The organism is Pseudomonas sp. StFLB209, from assembly GCF_000829415.1.
Taxonomy (GTDB): domain Bacteria; phylum Pseudomonadota; class Gammaproteobacteria; order Pseudomonadales; family Pseudomonadaceae; genus Aquipseudomonas.
The window spans coordinates 3219043-3233053 of the sequence record NZ_AP014637.1 but is presented as its reverse complement, the minus strand read 5'-3'; the positions used below and the strand labels follow the sequence as shown (position 1 = coordinate 3233053).

The 14011-nt window shown below is 60.1% G+C and carries 14 protein-coding genes and 1 other RNA gene; 4 read left to right on the top strand and 11 right to left on the bottom strand.

The annotated features are described in order from the left end of the window. Window position 1 precedes the first annotated feature (1 nt). The 9 genes from mraY to rsmI form a co-directional block, all read right to left on the bottom strand. Complete coding sequence (gene mraY, locus PSCI_RS14420) at window positions 2-1084, bottom strand: phospho-N-acetylmuramoyl-pentapeptide-transferase (RefSeq protein WP_045487992.1); 1083 nt, start codon at window positions 1082-1084, stop codon at window positions 2-4. Beyond that, the gene (locus PSCI_RS14415) at window positions 1084-2454 is read right to left on the bottom strand and encodes a UDP-N-acetylmuramoyl-tripeptide--D-alanyl-D-alanine ligase (RefSeq protein ID WP_045487990.1); all 1371 of its coding nucleotides are present in this window, start codon (window positions 2452-2454) and stop codon (window positions 1084-1086) included. Before PSCI_RS14415 ends, mraY begins: the two co-directional genes overlap by 1 nt. Continuing rightward, complete coding sequence (locus PSCI_RS14410) at window positions 2447-3910, bottom strand: UDP-N-acetylmuramoyl-L-alanyl-D-glutamate--2,6-diaminopimelate ligase (protein WP_045487988.1); 1464 nt, start codon at window positions 3908-3910, stop codon at window positions 2447-2449. Before PSCI_RS14410 ends, PSCI_RS14415 begins: the two co-directional genes overlap by 8 nt. Then, complete coding sequence (locus tag PSCI_RS14405; RefSeq protein WP_045487985.1) at window positions 3910-5637, bottom strand: peptidoglycan D,D-transpeptidase FtsI family protein; 1728 nt, start codon at window positions 5635-5637, stop codon at window positions 3910-3912. The genes PSCI_RS14410 and PSCI_RS14405 overlap by 1 nt, the downstream gene beginning before the upstream one ends. After that, window positions 5634-5927: a cell division protein FtsL gene (ftsL, locus tag PSCI_RS14400; RefSeq protein WP_045487983.1), complete on the bottom strand. Its 294-nt coding sequence runs from the start codon at window positions 5925-5927 to the stop codon at window positions 5634-5636. The genes PSCI_RS14405 and ftsL overlap by 4 nt, the downstream gene beginning before the upstream one ends. After that, a complete protein-coding gene (gene rsmH, locus PSCI_RS14395; protein WP_144403380.1) occupies window positions 5924-6865 on the bottom strand; it encodes a 16S rRNA (cytosine(1402)-N(4))-methyltransferase RsmH in 942 nt (313 codons plus the stop codon). Before rsmH ends, ftsL begins: the two co-directional genes overlap by 4 nt. A gap of 2 nt (window positions 6866-6867) precedes the next feature. Then, window positions 6868-7323 (bottom strand): division/cell wall cluster transcriptional repressor MraZ, encoded by a 456-nt coding sequence (gene mraZ, locus PSCI_RS14390; RefSeq protein WP_045487977.1) that lies wholly within the window; start codon window positions 7321-7323, stop codon window positions 6868-6870. Between the two features lie 317 nt (window positions 7324-7640). Then, an RNA gene (gene rnpB / locus PSCI_RS28345) (RNase P RNA component class A) lies at window positions 7641-7998 on the bottom strand. A gap of 81 nt (window positions 7999-8079) precedes the next feature. Beyond that, window positions 8080-8949 (bottom strand): 16S rRNA (cytidine(1402)-2'-O)-methyltransferase, encoded by an 870-nt coding sequence (gene rsmI / locus PSCI_RS14385; protein ID WP_045487974.1) that lies wholly within the window; start codon window positions 8947-8949, stop codon window positions 8080-8082. Between the two features lie 284 nt (window positions 8950-9233). Here rsmI and PSCI_RS14380 point away from each other — a divergent pair, with 284 nt between their 5' ends. From PSCI_RS14380 to PSCI_RS14365, 4 genes are all read left to right on the top strand, one after another. Continuing rightward, on the top strand, window positions 9234-11048 hold the full coding sequence (locus PSCI_RS14380) for a penicillin-binding protein activator (RefSeq protein WP_045487971.1): 1815 nt from the start codon (window positions 9234-9236) through the stop codon (window positions 11046-11048). Then, a complete protein-coding gene (locus PSCI_RS14375; RefSeq protein WP_045487968.1) occupies window positions 11045-11413 on the top strand; it encodes a YraN family protein in 369 nt (122 codons plus the stop codon). The genes PSCI_RS14380 and PSCI_RS14375 overlap by 4 nt, the downstream gene beginning before the upstream one ends. Before the next feature lie 153 nt (window positions 11414-11566). Next, window positions 11567-12160 carry a phosphoheptose isomerase gene (locus PSCI_RS14370; RefSeq protein ID WP_045487965.1) on the top strand — a complete coding sequence of 198 codons (594 nt, stop codon included), beginning with the start codon at window positions 11567-11569 and terminating at the stop codon, window positions 12158-12160. Further along, window positions 12157-12735 carry a BON domain-containing protein gene (locus PSCI_RS14365; protein ID WP_045487963.1) on the top strand — a complete coding sequence of 193 codons (579 nt, stop codon included), beginning with the start codon at window positions 12157-12159 and terminating at the stop codon, window positions 12733-12735. Before PSCI_RS14370 ends, PSCI_RS14365 begins: the two co-directional genes overlap by 4 nt. Before the next feature lie 99 nt (window positions 12736-12834). On the opposite strand, the gene PSCI_RS14360 is transcribed toward PSCI_RS14365, so the two are convergent. Further along, window positions 12835-13254, bottom strand: a complete 420-nt coding sequence (locus tag PSCI_RS14360) for a ClpXP protease specificity-enhancing factor (protein ID WP_045487960.1) — start codon at window positions 13252-13254, stop codon at window positions 12835-12837. Between the two features lie 17 nt (window positions 13255-13271). After that, window positions 13272-13889 carry a glutathione S-transferase N-terminal domain-containing protein gene (locus PSCI_RS14355; protein WP_045487957.1) on the bottom strand — a complete coding sequence of 206 codons (618 nt, stop codon included), beginning with the start codon at window positions 13887-13889 and terminating at the stop codon, window positions 13272-13274. Window positions 13890-14011: the final 122 nt, after the last annotated feature.

Genomic DNA, 14011 nt, shown 5'->3' with positions numbered 1-14011 from the left:
TTTACCTCAGTTTCAGTGTGGCAAGGCCAATCAGCACGAGAATCACGGTGATGATCCAGAAACGGACGATCACGCGTGGCTCGGGCCAGCCCTTGAGTTCAAAGTGGTGGTGAATCGGTGCCATGCGGAACACGCGGCGACCGGTCAGCTTGAAGGATGCAACCTGAATGACCACTGACAGGGTTTCCATCACGAACACCCCGCCCATGATGAACAGCACGATTTCCTGACGGACAATGACCGCGATGGTGCCCAGCGCCGCGCCGAGTGCCAGTGCACCGACGTCGCCCATGAACACCTGAGCCGGATAGGTGTTGAACCACAGAAAGCCCAGACCGGCACCGATCAGCGCACTGCAGAACACGATCAGTTCGCCCGCGCCAGGTACATACGGGATCAGCAGGTATTCGGCGAATTTCACGTTACCCGACAGGTAGCAGAAAATACCCAACGCTCCACCGACCATCACTGTCGGCATGATCGCCAGGCCGTCCAGGCCGTCAGTCAGGTTGACCGCGTTACTGGAGCCGACAATCACGAAGTAGGTCAGGATCACGAAACCGATGCCCATTTCCCAATGCATGTCCTTGAGCATCGGAATGATCAGCGTGGTTTCGACCGGCGATTGCGCGGTCATGTACAGAAAGATCGCCGCACACAGGCCAAACACCGATTGCCAGAAGTACTTCCAGCGGCTCGGCAGGCCACGCGAGTTCTTCTCGATCACTTTGCGGTAGTCGTCGACCCAGCCGATGGCACCGAACAGCAGGGTAACCAGCAGCACCACCCAGACGTAGCGGTTGGCCAGGTCAGCCCATAGCAGGGTGCTGACGGCAATCGACGAAAGGATCAGCGCACCGCCCATGGTCGGGGTGCCGGATTTGGACAAATGCGATTGTGGACCATCGTTGCGCACAGCCTGACCAATCTGGCGAATCTGCAGGGTGCGGATCATCCACGGGCCGAGCCACAGAGAAAGGCTCAGGGCCGTGAGCACACCGAGAATCCCGCGCAGGGTCAGGTACTGGAAGACTGCAAAGCCTTTATGGAACTGTTGTAAAAATTCGGCCAACAGCAACAGCATTAATGTTTCTCCAGGCTGGAACCGCACAAGGCCGCCACGACATTTTCCATGGCGGCGCTGCGCGATCCCTTGATCAATAAAGTGGTGTTTGAATCTTGTTCGCCATGCAGTGCCGCGATCAGCTCGGCCTGGGTTGCAAAATGACGGGCGCCAGCACCGAAGGCATTGACCGCATGCAGCATCAACGGACCGACGGCATACAGTGCATCGACTTTGCCGACGGCATGGGCACCGACTTCACGGTGGCCCTGTTCGGCCCAGTCGCCCAGTTCGCCGATGTCACCCAGCACCAGCACCCTGCGGCCGGCGAAGCCTGCGAGCAGGTCAGTGGCAGCCTTGATCGAAGACGGGTTGGCGTTGTAAGTGTCATCGATGACCCGCTGACCATTGGCTGCCATGTGCACCACGGTGCGGCCCTTGACCGGCTGCATGGCATTGAGGCCCGCGACGATGCCGTCGAGGCTGACACCCAGCGCATGTGCGCCAGCCGCAGCGGCGAGAGCGTTGGCCACGTTGTGGATCCCCAGCAGATTAAGCTGTACCGCTGCCGATCCCTGCGGGCCATTGAGGGTAAAGCCCGGGCAGCCACGCACGTCACGGCTCAGTTCGCTGGCATGAAAATCTGCCTGAGGATTTTCCAGAGCGAAGCTCAACACCTTGCGCTCACCGGCCCGAATCAGCCAGACCGGGTAGGCGGCGTCATCAAGGTTAAGGACTGCAACGCCTTGGGCATCGAGGCCTTCAATGATCTCGCCCTTGGCCTCGACAATCTTTTGCGGCCCGCCAAACTCACCCACATGGGCAGTCCCGGCGTTGGTCAGGATGGACACGTGCGGCTTGGTCAGGCTCACGGTGTAGGCGATCTCGCCTACTCGCGATGCGCCCAGCTCAATGACCGCTGCACGATGTTCCGGGGCCAGCTCGAGCAGCGTCAGCGGTACACCCAGATCGTTATTCAGGTTGCCACGGGTCGCCAGCACCGGACCGCGGGTACGCAGGATACTGGCGAGCATTTCCTTGACTGTGGTCTTGCCGCTGGACCCGGTGACGGCGGCAACAGGGCGGTCGACGAACGCATTGCGGTTCATCGCGCCCAACTGAGCCAGTGCCTTGCGGGTATCGAGGACCACCAGTTGCGGCAGATTCACGCCCGCCACTTCACGCTCGACCAAGGCCCCCACCGCGCCCTTGGCGGCGACCTGCTGCAGATAGTCATGGCCATCGAAACGCGGACCGGTCAGGGCCACGAACAATTGGCCCGGGGCAATATTGCGGCTGTCGGTACTGACGCCGCCGAACAGGCAGTCATCACCGGTACGCTGTGCATCCAGCGGGATCAGCAGGTCACTGAAACGCAACGACTCAAGCATGCTCTGCCTCCCATCCGGCCAACGCGGCAGCGGCCTGATCAAGATCCGAGAACCGGTGGCGCTGACCATCGATCTCCTGGTAGTCCTCATGGCCTTTACCGGCCAGCAGAACCACGTCCTCGGCATGAGCGGTGGCGATGAATTCGGCAATCGCCTGGCCGCGACCGGCCACAAAGCGCACCGGAGCCGCCGCACTGAAACCCGGACGAATGTCAGCAAAGATCTGTTCGCTGGCTTCGCTGCGCGGATTGTCATCGGTGACCAGCACTACGTCGGCCAGCCGCTCGGCGACCTCGGCCATCAGCGGACGCTTGCCGCGATCACGGTCACCGCCACAGCCGAACAGGCACAGCAGACGCCCCTTGGCATGCGGCCGCAGAGCCTCAAGAACCTTTTCCAGCGCATCGGGGGTGTGGGCGTAATCGACCACTACCAGCGGCTGGTTACCACCCCCCAGGCGCTGCATGCGCCCGACCGGCCCGACCAGTTGTGGCAGCACCTTGAGCACTTCATCCAGGGCGTAGTCGAGGCCCAGCAAAGCACCGATTGCCGCCAGCAGATTGCTCAGGTTGAAACGCCCCAGCAGGCTGCTACGCAAGAGATGCTCGCCTTGCGGCGTGACCAGCGTCGCGCGCACGCCATCGTCGTCGAATCGCGCATCGCGGCAGTACAGCCAGGCACTCTTGTCGAGCAGGCTGTAGGTAATGAGTTTTGACAGGTGCGGCGCGTCGGCCAGTTCGCGGCCAAAGTCGTCATCCAGGTTGATCACCCGGCAGCTCAGATCTGGCCAGGCGAACAACTGGGCCTTGGCGGCGCCGTAAGCCTGCATGGTGCCGTGATAATCAAGATGGTCGCGCGACAGGTTGGTGAACACTGCCACGTCAAACTCCACCGCCTTGACCCGGCCCTGCTCCAGGCCATGGGAAGAAACCTCCATGGCCACGGCGCGCGCCTCGGCGTGCTTGAGGTCCGCCAGAGTCGCCTGTACGGCAATCGGATCAGGGGTCGTGTGCAAGCCGCTCTGCAGCGCCTCAAAGAAACCAGTGCCCAGCGTACCGACGATGCCGCAACGCTGACCCAGCAGGTCGAGTGCCTGAGCCACCAGTTGGGTCACGCTGGTCTTGCCGTTGGTGCCCGTGACACCAATCAGATTCAGGCGCCGGCTTGGGTCGCCATAAAAACGTCCGGCAATCGCTGACAACTGCCCCGCCAGGCCCTTGACCGGGATCAGTGGCACATCAGTGATCGGCAGCACACTGGCGCCTTCAACTTCATAAGCCACCGCTGCGGCGCCACGTTGCAGGGCATCGGCGATATGGTCACGACCGTCGACCTTAAGCCCCGGCACCGCCAGAAACAGGTCTCCCGGACGCACCTTGCGGCTGTCCAGGCTCAGTTCGCGAATCAACGGGTCACGCTCGGTGCCCGGAAAGATCTTGCTCAGATTGAAAGACATCAGCCACGCCCTCCTTTGGCAACCGGTGCTTTGACGGCCTGCTCGGGTTCCAGGTTATCCGGCGGAATGTTCATCAGTCGCAGGGTTCCGGACATCACTTTGCTGAACACCGGAGCCGAGACCAGACCACCGTAGTAGCCGCCTTTGCTCGGTTCATCGATTACCACCACGATGGCGTAACGCGGGTTGCTCATCGGGCCGAAACCGGCGAACAACGAGCGGTAGGAATTCTCGGCATAGCCTTTGGTGCCGATCGAGGTCTTGCGCGCCGTACCACTCTTGCCGCCGACGTGATAGGACGGCACACGGGCGCGATAGACGCCGCGGGTGTCCTCGATCACCTCCTGCAGCATGGTGTGCAGGGTCTTGGCAGTGGCTTCGGGAATCGCCTGCACCGAGGTCGGCTCAGCGTTGGTCTTGAGAATGCTCAGCGGCACGATCCGGCCATTGTTGGCCAGCGCACCGTAGGCGTGAGCCAGTTGCAAGGCCGTGACCGACACGCCATAGCCATAAGACAGGGTCGCCGTTTCAGCCTTGCGCCACTCGCGGTAGTTGGGCAGGTTGCCGACCCGCTCACCCGGGAAACCCAGGCCGGTGTACTGGCCGAAACCCATGCGCTGCATGGTACGGAAAATCGCCTCGCCGCCGACGTCGAAGGCCACCTTGCTCATCCCCACGTTACTGGAGTTGATCAGGATGCCGGTCAGGTCGAGCACCGGTCCCTCGGTCTTGCTCACGTCACGAATGGTATAGCGACCGATCTGCAGCGTGCCGGGGTAGACCTCGACCTTGTCGGTAGGCTTCCAGCGCCCGCTTTCCAGTGCCGCGCCCATGGAGATCGGTTTCATGGTCGAGCCGGGTTCGAACACGTCGATGATTGCCCGGTTACGCATGGCGGCCGGCACCATGGTGCGGCGGTTGTTGGGGTTGTAGGTCGGGCTGTTGACCATCGCCAGGATTTCCCCGGTCTTGACGTCCATGATCACCAGACTGCCAGCCTTGGCTTCGTTCTCGATGATCGCGTTACGCAATTCGCGAGTCGCCAGGTACTGCAAACGCAGGTCGATAGACAACGCCAAGGTCTTGCCGGCCTTGGCGTTCTTGGTAACCTGGACATCCTTGATCAGACGCCCTCGTCGGTCCTTGATGACCTGACGCTTGCCAGGCACACCGGCCAGCCACTCGTCATAGGCCAGCTCGACGCCTTCGCGGCCGTGATCATCCAGGTCGGTGAAGCCGACCATATGTGCCGTTACGTCACCGGCCGGATAAAAGCGCCGGAACTCCTCGATGCCGTAGACCCCTGGCACCTTGAGATCAAGCACAGCCTGGCCGTGCTCCGGCGTCAGGCCCCGCACCAGATAGATGAATTCCTTGCCTGCCTGCGACTCCAGACGCTCAGTCAGAGCCTTGGCATCCTGCCCCAGGGCTTGTGCCAACAGCGGCCACTTGCTGCGGTCCTGAAGCATTTCCTTGGGGTTGGCCCACAAGGTGGTAACCGGCGTACTGACTGCCAGGGGCTCGCCGTTACGGTCGGTGATCAGACCACGGTGCGCAGGAATGGGAATGTGACGAAGGCTGCGCGCATCGCCCTGCTCTTGCAGGAAAGTATTTTCGACCACCTGCAGGTCGACGATGCGCCAGGAGATCGCTGCCACCAGCAGACACAACAAACCCACGACCAAGCGGAAACGCCACGGATACAAAGCGCCTTCAAGCTTCATCATGGCGCCACCATCCGCACTTCACCCGCATTGGGGATGCGCATTTTGAGCTGCTCGGTGGCCAGGTTTTCAATCCGGCTGTGCGCTGTCCAGGTGCTCTGTTCGAGGATCAGTCGTCCCCACTCGGCCTGCGCCTTGTCGCGAATACTGGTTTCTGTATACAGCGAGTTGAGCAGCTGACGGTTCCAGTGCGCGCTATAGGAAACACCAATGGCTGACACCAGCACAGCGATGAACAGCAGCAGCATGAAAAAGCTGCCGGTAGGCAATGGCTTGAAGAACAGGCGACTCACCGCAACTTCTCCGCGACACGCATGACAGCGCTGCGCGAACGCGGGTTGGCACGGGTTTCTGCTTCAGAAGCGAATTGCGCCTTGCCGACCAGCCTGATGCGCGGCTCGAAAACCTTGGCCTGCACCGGCAGATTGCGTGGCAGGTTGTCGGCCTCGCCCTTGACCAGCTTGCGCATGAACAGCTTGACGATCCGGTCTTCCAGAGAATGGAAGCTGATAACCACCAGACGACCACCCACTTCAAGGGCATCGATGGCCGCTTCAAGACCGGTTTCAAGGTCGCCCAGTTCGTTGTTGACGTGAATGCGCAACCCCTGGAAAGCGCGGGTTGCCGGATGCTTGCCCTTTTCCCAGGCCGGGTTGGCGACCTTGAGCACCTCAGCCAGGTCGGCGGTACGCTCGAAAGGACGCAGCTGGCGCCGCTCGACAACAGCGTTGGCCATCCGCCGGGCAAAACGCTCTTCACCGTATTGCTTGAACACCCGCGCCAGTTCTTCGGCAGGTGCGCTGGCGACGAATTCGGCAGCACTGATGCCCTGCCCCGGATTCATGCGCATGTCCAACGGACCATCATGCATGAAGCTGAAACCGCGCTCCGGGTCGTCAAGCTGCGGCGACGAGACGCCCAGGTCCATCAGAATGCCACTGACCTTGCCTTGCAAACCGCGCTCGGCCACCTCGGCCCCCAGCTCGGCAAAGCTGCGCTGCACAATGACAAAGCGGCCGTCTTCGGCCGCCAGCGTTTGCCCCGTGGCAATCGCCTGCGGGTCCTTGTCGAACCCTAACAACTGCCCCTCAGCCCCCAACTGGCTGAGCAGCAGACGACTGTGACCGCCACGACCGAACGTGCCATCCAGATAGCAGCCATCGGCGCGCACAGCCAAAGCCTCGACAGCTTCTTCGAGCAGTACGGTGATGTGGGTAAAACCGCTATTCATAGTCACAGGATCAGGTCACGTAAATCGTCGGGCATCGCGCCGGGTTGTTGAATAGCCGCCAGGTCCGCATCAGCAAGAGCGTTCCAGGCGTCCTCGTCCCACAATTGAAACTTGTTTAGCTGGCCAACTAACATCACGCGCTTATCCAACTTGGCGTAGTCGCGCAGTCGTGGCGGCACCAGAAAACGTCCACTGCCGTCGAGTTCAAGATCGACCGCATTACCAATCAATAGCCGCTGCAAACGGCGGTTTTCTTCACGAAAGGTGGCGAGCTCTCGCAGCTTCGCCTCAATCAGTTCCCACTCGGACAGCGGATAAATGCACAAGCAGGGATCTATGGCATCAATGGTTACTATCAACTGGCCACCACTGCGCGAATCCAACTCGTCGCGATACCGGCTCGGCATAGCGAGACGACCTTTAGCGTCGAGATTGATCGCGTTGGCACCACGGAACACAGGCGCAGTCTCCGAATTCTATATTCTTGCGCTGGAAAAACCCACTTCGTGCCACTTTCTGCCACTTGCGCACACTATAGGAACGCGCCCACCACACCGTCAAGGCACGACCTGAAGGAAAACCCTTACATAACGGCAATTTAGGAGTGATACAGGAGGGAAACAGATAATTTCAGAGCAGCCGGACATGAACAAGGCGATGCTTGTCATGGAGATAGGAATCAAACTTAAAGTGATTTATGAAGTTTAAGATTTTTTTGAAATTTCGAACGGGTTCACTACTGCCCAAAGCAGCTGAAAAAAGAAGGAGGTGGGAGGTGGAGAGTCGATCTGTAAGCCGGGTTCTGTCGAGGACAGTCATTCCTCTACGACGGCCATCACTGGACGTCTTTAGCAACCTACCCGGTTCCAGCGCGGGCCACGCCTTGGAACCCTATTTGGTCTTGCTCCGAGTGGGGTTTACCTAGCCACGTACTGTTGCCAGACGTGCGGTGCGCTCTTACCGCACCTTTTCACCCTTACCGGCACCGAAGTGCTTAGGCGGTTATTTTCTGTGGCACTTTCCGTAGGCTCGCGCCTCCCAGGCGTTACCTGGCACTCCGCCCTATGGAGCCCGGACTTTCCTCCCCCCCTTGTTGCGGAACAACAAGAGGCAGCGACTGTCCAATCGACTCTCCGGCGCCAAGGTTAACGGCACAAGCGTTCAAGAACAAGCCTTAAAAGCTTGTAGTTGAACGTGCCTGTAATAAAAACGCCTCATTGTTTCTGTTTATCCAGCGCCAGTTGATAGAGCAGATTCTTGCGCACACCGGTAATTTCCGCTGCCAACGCGGCAGCGCGTTTGACCGGTAAATCCTGCAAGAGCAAATCAAGAACCCGACGCGCCTCGGCGCTGATCGCATCATCTTCCTGCGCTACGCTCCAGCCGGCGACCAAAACAACGCACTCACCGCGCTGCTGGTTGCTGTCAGCCTCGACAAACGATCGCAACTGCGCCAGCGGCAGACCCTTGAGGGTCTCGAAGGTCTTGGTCAACTCACGAGCCAGCACGGCTGGCCGCTCTTCGCCAAACACCGCTTCCATGTCCTGCAGACACTCCAGGATCCGGTGCGGCGCCTCATAAAAGATCAAGGTCCGCGGCTCTTCACGCAATTGCTCAAGCCTGGATTTGCGCCCCACCGCCTTCGCTGGCAGAAAGCCTTCGAAGATGAACCGGTCCGAGGGCAAGCCGGCCGCCGATAGCGCCGCAATCAACGCGCAAGCGCCTGGTACCGGGACCACCTTGATTCCTGCCGCACGCGCCTGCCGGACCAGGTGGTAGCCCGGATCGGAAATCAACGGCGTGCCCGCATCGGAAATCAGCGCAACATCGTCGCCCGCCAGTAAGCGCTCGATAAAGCGACTACCTTCATTACGCTCGTTATGCTCATGACAGGCCGCCAGTGGTGTCGCTATGCCAAAGTGTTGCATCAAGCGCAATGAATGCCGGGTATCCTCGGCAGCGATAAGTGCGACGTCGCGCAGGACCTTCAGTGCCCGCACGCTCATGTCGTCCAGATTGCCGATAGGGGTAGCCACGACATAAAGCGAACCGGTGGCGGAATTCGAAGCGGGCGCGACAGTCAAAACGCGAACCTCATACTCATGACTCCAGACATTTATAAAAAGAAGGCATTGTACAGACTACAGAGCGCCTCCTGAACCGTAGGCGAGGCAGCCAGCGCAAGGCAAAACAGGCTCGCAATGGTCGGAGTCGCGTACGACTTTACAACGCTCAATGAGCATTGCGAGCCTGTTCTCAACGCAGTGATGGCAACGCAGGTAGTTTTTAGAGGCACCCTAAAGTCGCACCCCGGCCAGTGGTTGGGTACAATTCCCCGCTAATTTGCTTGAGTACCAGGAACATATACATGATCGCTAGTCTGCGGCTGTTCTCTGCCCTCTGCCTTGCCGCCCTGCTGGCAGCTTGCGCCGGTTCACCATCATCAAACCTTGGTGAACTCCCTCGCACCCCCGACGCCAGCATTGAGCAGTTGCTGGAACAGGCGGCCAATGCCAAGACACCGGACAAAGCGGCCACGCTGCGCTTGAGCGCCGCAGAGCTTGCCAATCGTCAGGGCAACCCGGGCCGTGCCGCACAGTTGCTGGCCCAGGTCCAGATCGACCAGTTGCCGCCGGGGCTGCAGGTTCTGGCCAGCACCCTGTCGGCAGAACTGGCGCTGGGGCGCAACCAGCCCAAGGCAGCCCTTGAAGCCCTGTCGCACCCTAGCCTGCAGCGCCTGGCAGAACTCTCGGTAGAACAGCAGATCCGCACCCACCAGGTCCATGCCCGCGCACTGGAACTCGATGGCCAGATCCTGCCAGCAGCCCGTGAGCGGGTCTTTGCAGGCCCCTTGCTGCAAGGCAATGAGGCGAGCGCCAACAACGATGCTATCTGGAAACTGGTTTCAGCCCTGCCCGCCGAGCAGTTGCAAGGCACCGGCAATGATGACCTGAGCGGCTGGCTGAACCTGGCCCGGGCGATCAAAAGCGCCGGCACTCTGGAACAGCAACAGGCGGCGATCGATAGCTGGAAAGCCCAGAACCCTCAGCACCCTGCTGCACAGCAACTGCCAGCTGCACTGGCACAACTGCGTTCGCTGACCAGCGTACCCCTGACCCGCATCGCCCTGCTGCTGCCGCAGGAAGGTCCGCTGGCCAATGTGGCCAAAGCGCTGCGCGAAGGTTTCCTGGCGGCGCATTACCAGGCTCAGCAAGCCGGTCAGAACCCGCCAGCGATCCAGGTGTTCGACAGCTCGCGCGTCACCTCGATGGATGAGTTCTACCGTCAGGCCCAGGCCGCCGGCGTGCAACTGGTGGTCGGCCCCCTTGAGAAAGAACTGGTCAAGCAACTCAGTGCCCGCCCGCAATTGCCGATTTCCACGCTGGCCCTGAACTACAGCGACAGCGCCACCGCCGGTCCTCAAGAACTGTTCCAGTTCGGCCTGGCCGCAGAAGACGAAGCCCGTGAAGTGGCACGCCGCGCCTGGTCAGAAGGCAAGCGCACCGCCGTGGCCATGGTTCCGAAAGGTGAATGGGGCGATCGCGTCCTGGCAGCATTCAACAACAGCTGGCGCGCCAAGGGCGGCACCCTGCTGGCAGTGGAGCGCATCGACCAGCCAGTGGATCTGGCCCGCCAGATCGCCGACATGTTCCAACTGCGCTCCAGCGAAGGCCGCGCCCAGCGCCTGCAGGCTGCGACCGGCGCCCAGGTGGCTGCACAACCGTCGCGTCGCCAGGACATCGACTTCATGTTCCTGGTCGCCACCCCGCAACAAGCCCAGCAGATCAAACCGACCATGGTTTTCCAGTACGCAGGCGACGTACCGGTCTATGCGACTTCGCAACTGTTCACCAACAGCAATGATCGCGCCCAGTACAACGATCTCAACGGGGTACGCTTCTGTGACACCCCATGGATGCTCAATGCCAATGACCCGCTGCGTCAGCAGGTCGTCACTCAATGGCCGCAAGCCGCCAGCAGCCTGGGCCGCCTGTATGCGATGGGCGTCGACGCCTATCGCCTGGCACCACGCCTGACCCAGCTCAAGGCGCTGCCCGACAGCCGCCTGGACGGCCTGTCCGGCAGTCTGAGCCTGAATGCCAACCGCCGCATCGAACGTCAACTGCCGTGGGCAGAGTTCGTCAACGGCGAAGTCCAGCGCCTGCCGGACACCGCGCCTTGAAATCAGGCAGTAGTACTGCAGGGCACGAGGCCGAAACCTTCGCCCTGCAGCACCTGCAGCAGCAGGGCCTGCAATTGATTACACGCAACTGGTCCTGCCGACGCGGCGAGCTTGATCTGGTCATGCTTGATGGCTCTACAGTAGTATTCGTCGAAGTGCGCTATCGCCGCCAACGCGGCTGGGGTAGCGCGCTGGAAAGTGTCGACGCGCGCAAGCAGGAAAAACTCGTCGCAACCGCGCAGTTGTTCCTGCAGCAAGAACCACACTGGGCCGACCATCCTTGCCGCTTTGATGTAGTGGCAGTTGATGGAGAGCCCGAGAGTGCCGCTCCACTGAACTGGCTCAAAAGCGCATTCGACAGCTGAAGCGCATGGCTGCTGTTGTTTTCGAATGCCAGTACCACCCGACACCGTTTTTTGCTCTTGTTATGCGGGCTGCACATTCGTTGTGCCGGCAGCCGGCGGAACCCTCCGCAAAGGGCCGAACAACCGCTTATGCTCTAACCAAGGTCACTCCTGATGGACATGCAATCCCGTATTCGCCGGCTCTTCCAGGCCAGCATCGACACCAAGCAGCAGGCGATGGAAGTGCTTGCCCCGCATATCGAGCTGGCCAGCCAGGTCATGGTCAATGCCCTGCTCAACGAGGGCAAGATGCTGGCGTGCGGCAACGGCGGCTCGGCGGGCGATGCCCAGCACTTTTCTTCGGAGCTGCTTAACCGCTTCGAACGGGAACGCCCGAGCCTTCCCGCCATCGCCCTGACCACTGATGCCTCGACCATCACCTCGATTGCCAACGATTACAGCTTCAACGAAGTGTTTTCCAAACAGATCCGCGCCCTGGGTCAGCCTGGCGATGTATTGCTGGCCATTTCCACCAGTGGCAACTCGGCGAACATTATTCAGGCGATCCAGGCCGCACATGATCGCGAAATGATTGTCGTAGCATTGACTGGACGCGACGGCGGCGATGTTGCTTCGCTGCTGCTGCCCGAAGACGTGGAAATCCGCGTACCGGCGAAAGTCACCGCACGAATTCAAGAAGTCCACCTGCTGGCGATCCACTGCCTCTGCGATCTGATCGACAGCCAATTGTTCGGGAGTGAAGAATGACCCCTAATCGTCTCAGCCTGGTATTTCTGGCCCTGTGCCTGGGCCTTGGCGGCTGCAGCTCGGTGCTGACCGCCACCCGCGACGAGCCGATCAACGATGATCGGGGCACGCGCACCCTTGGCAGCAAGATCGATGACTCGCTGATCGAGACCAAAGCAGCCGTCAACATTTCCAAGGCCCACCCGGACCTGGCCGAAGGCTCGCACATTGTCGTCACCAGCTATAACGGCATCGTGCTGCTGGCTGGCCAGACGCCACGCGCCGAACTCAAGACCATCGCCGAACAGGCCGCCGCTTCGGTGCAACGGGTCAAGAAGGTCAATAACGAGCTGCAGGTGATTGCACCGTCATCGTTTCTGGCGCGCCAGAACGACACCTGGCTGACCACCAAGATCAAAAGCCAGATGCTCACCGACAACTCGATTCCCGGCTCACGCATCAAGGTCGTGACCGAGAACGGCATCGTCTACTTGCTGGGCCTTGTCACCCAACAGGAAGCCAACCGTGCCACCAATCTGGTTCAAGGTGTGGCGGGCGTGCAAAAGATCGTCAAACTCTTCGAATACATCGACTGATATTGGGGTCTGTTGCCGTTTCATCACAACCGCTGAAACGGCAACAGACCCTGGCTGCGCACAGAGATAAAAAAGGCGATCCACCGGATCGCCTTTTTTTTATTTCACCACTTTCAGGCTTGGCCTGCCGCTGGGGCGTGGCGGCTCGCTGTCAGGGGGGGAAGTCTCTTCATCCATTTCGATCTCTTCGACATCACGCTCTTCCAGAGCCGGCTCCATGTCAAAGACCATACCCTGGCCATTCTCCCGGGCATAGATGCCCAGAATTGCGCCGACAGGCACATACAGGGTATGTGGAACACCACCAAAGCGGCCTTCAAAGCTGACTGCGTCGTTGTCCATGTGCATCTGCCGCACGGCGCTGGGGGAGACATTCAGGACGATTTGGCCATCATTGGCAAAGCCCTGGGGGACCTGCACCGACGGATACTCGGCATTGACCAGGATATGCGGGGTGCAATCGTTATCTACAATCCACTCGTAAAGAGCACGAATCAGATAAGGGCGACTGGAGTTCATCAACGGCTCCTTAAGCCTTAGCGCATTTCACGTTCAGCAGCAGACAGGCTTGCCTGAAATGCTTCGCGCGCGAACTGGCGCTCCATGTAATCGAGCAACGGCTTGGCGTGCCGCGGCAATTCAATACCCAATATCGGCAAACGCCAGAGTATGGGCAGTAGACAGCAATCGACGAGACTTTGCTCGTCACTGAGAAAAAAAGGTTTCTCGGCAAACAACACAGAGACACCTGTCAGACTCTCGCGCAGTTCCTTGCGCGCCTGTACCCGCTCGCCTTCCTTGCTGCGCGGATTCAGGATCAGATCCACCAGCGCACACCAGTCACGCTGGATCCGGTGGGCCAGCAACCGGGTATTGGCTCTGGCCACCGGATAGACCGGCATCAAGGGCGGATGCGGATAACGCTCTTCCAGATACTCCATCACCACCGTCGGCTCGTACAACGCCAGGTCCCGATCGACCAGAGTCGGCAGGCTGCCGTAAGGATTCACCTCGATCAATTGCGCAGGCAGCCGGTCAGCCACCACATCGATGATCTCGGCAGCAACGCCCTTCTCGGCGAGCACGATACGTACGCGATGGGAATAGTGGTCGGCGGGGTCGGAATAACAGGCCAACCGATTGGTCACGCCCATGGTGATCCTCCTCGCTTGTAGAAATTTATGTAATACAAATGCAAACGCGCCCCGCAATGCCTGAGTAAGTGATCGTCAGCAGCAGCGAGCAGTTGCGGGCCACAAGATAGCTTATTTACCGA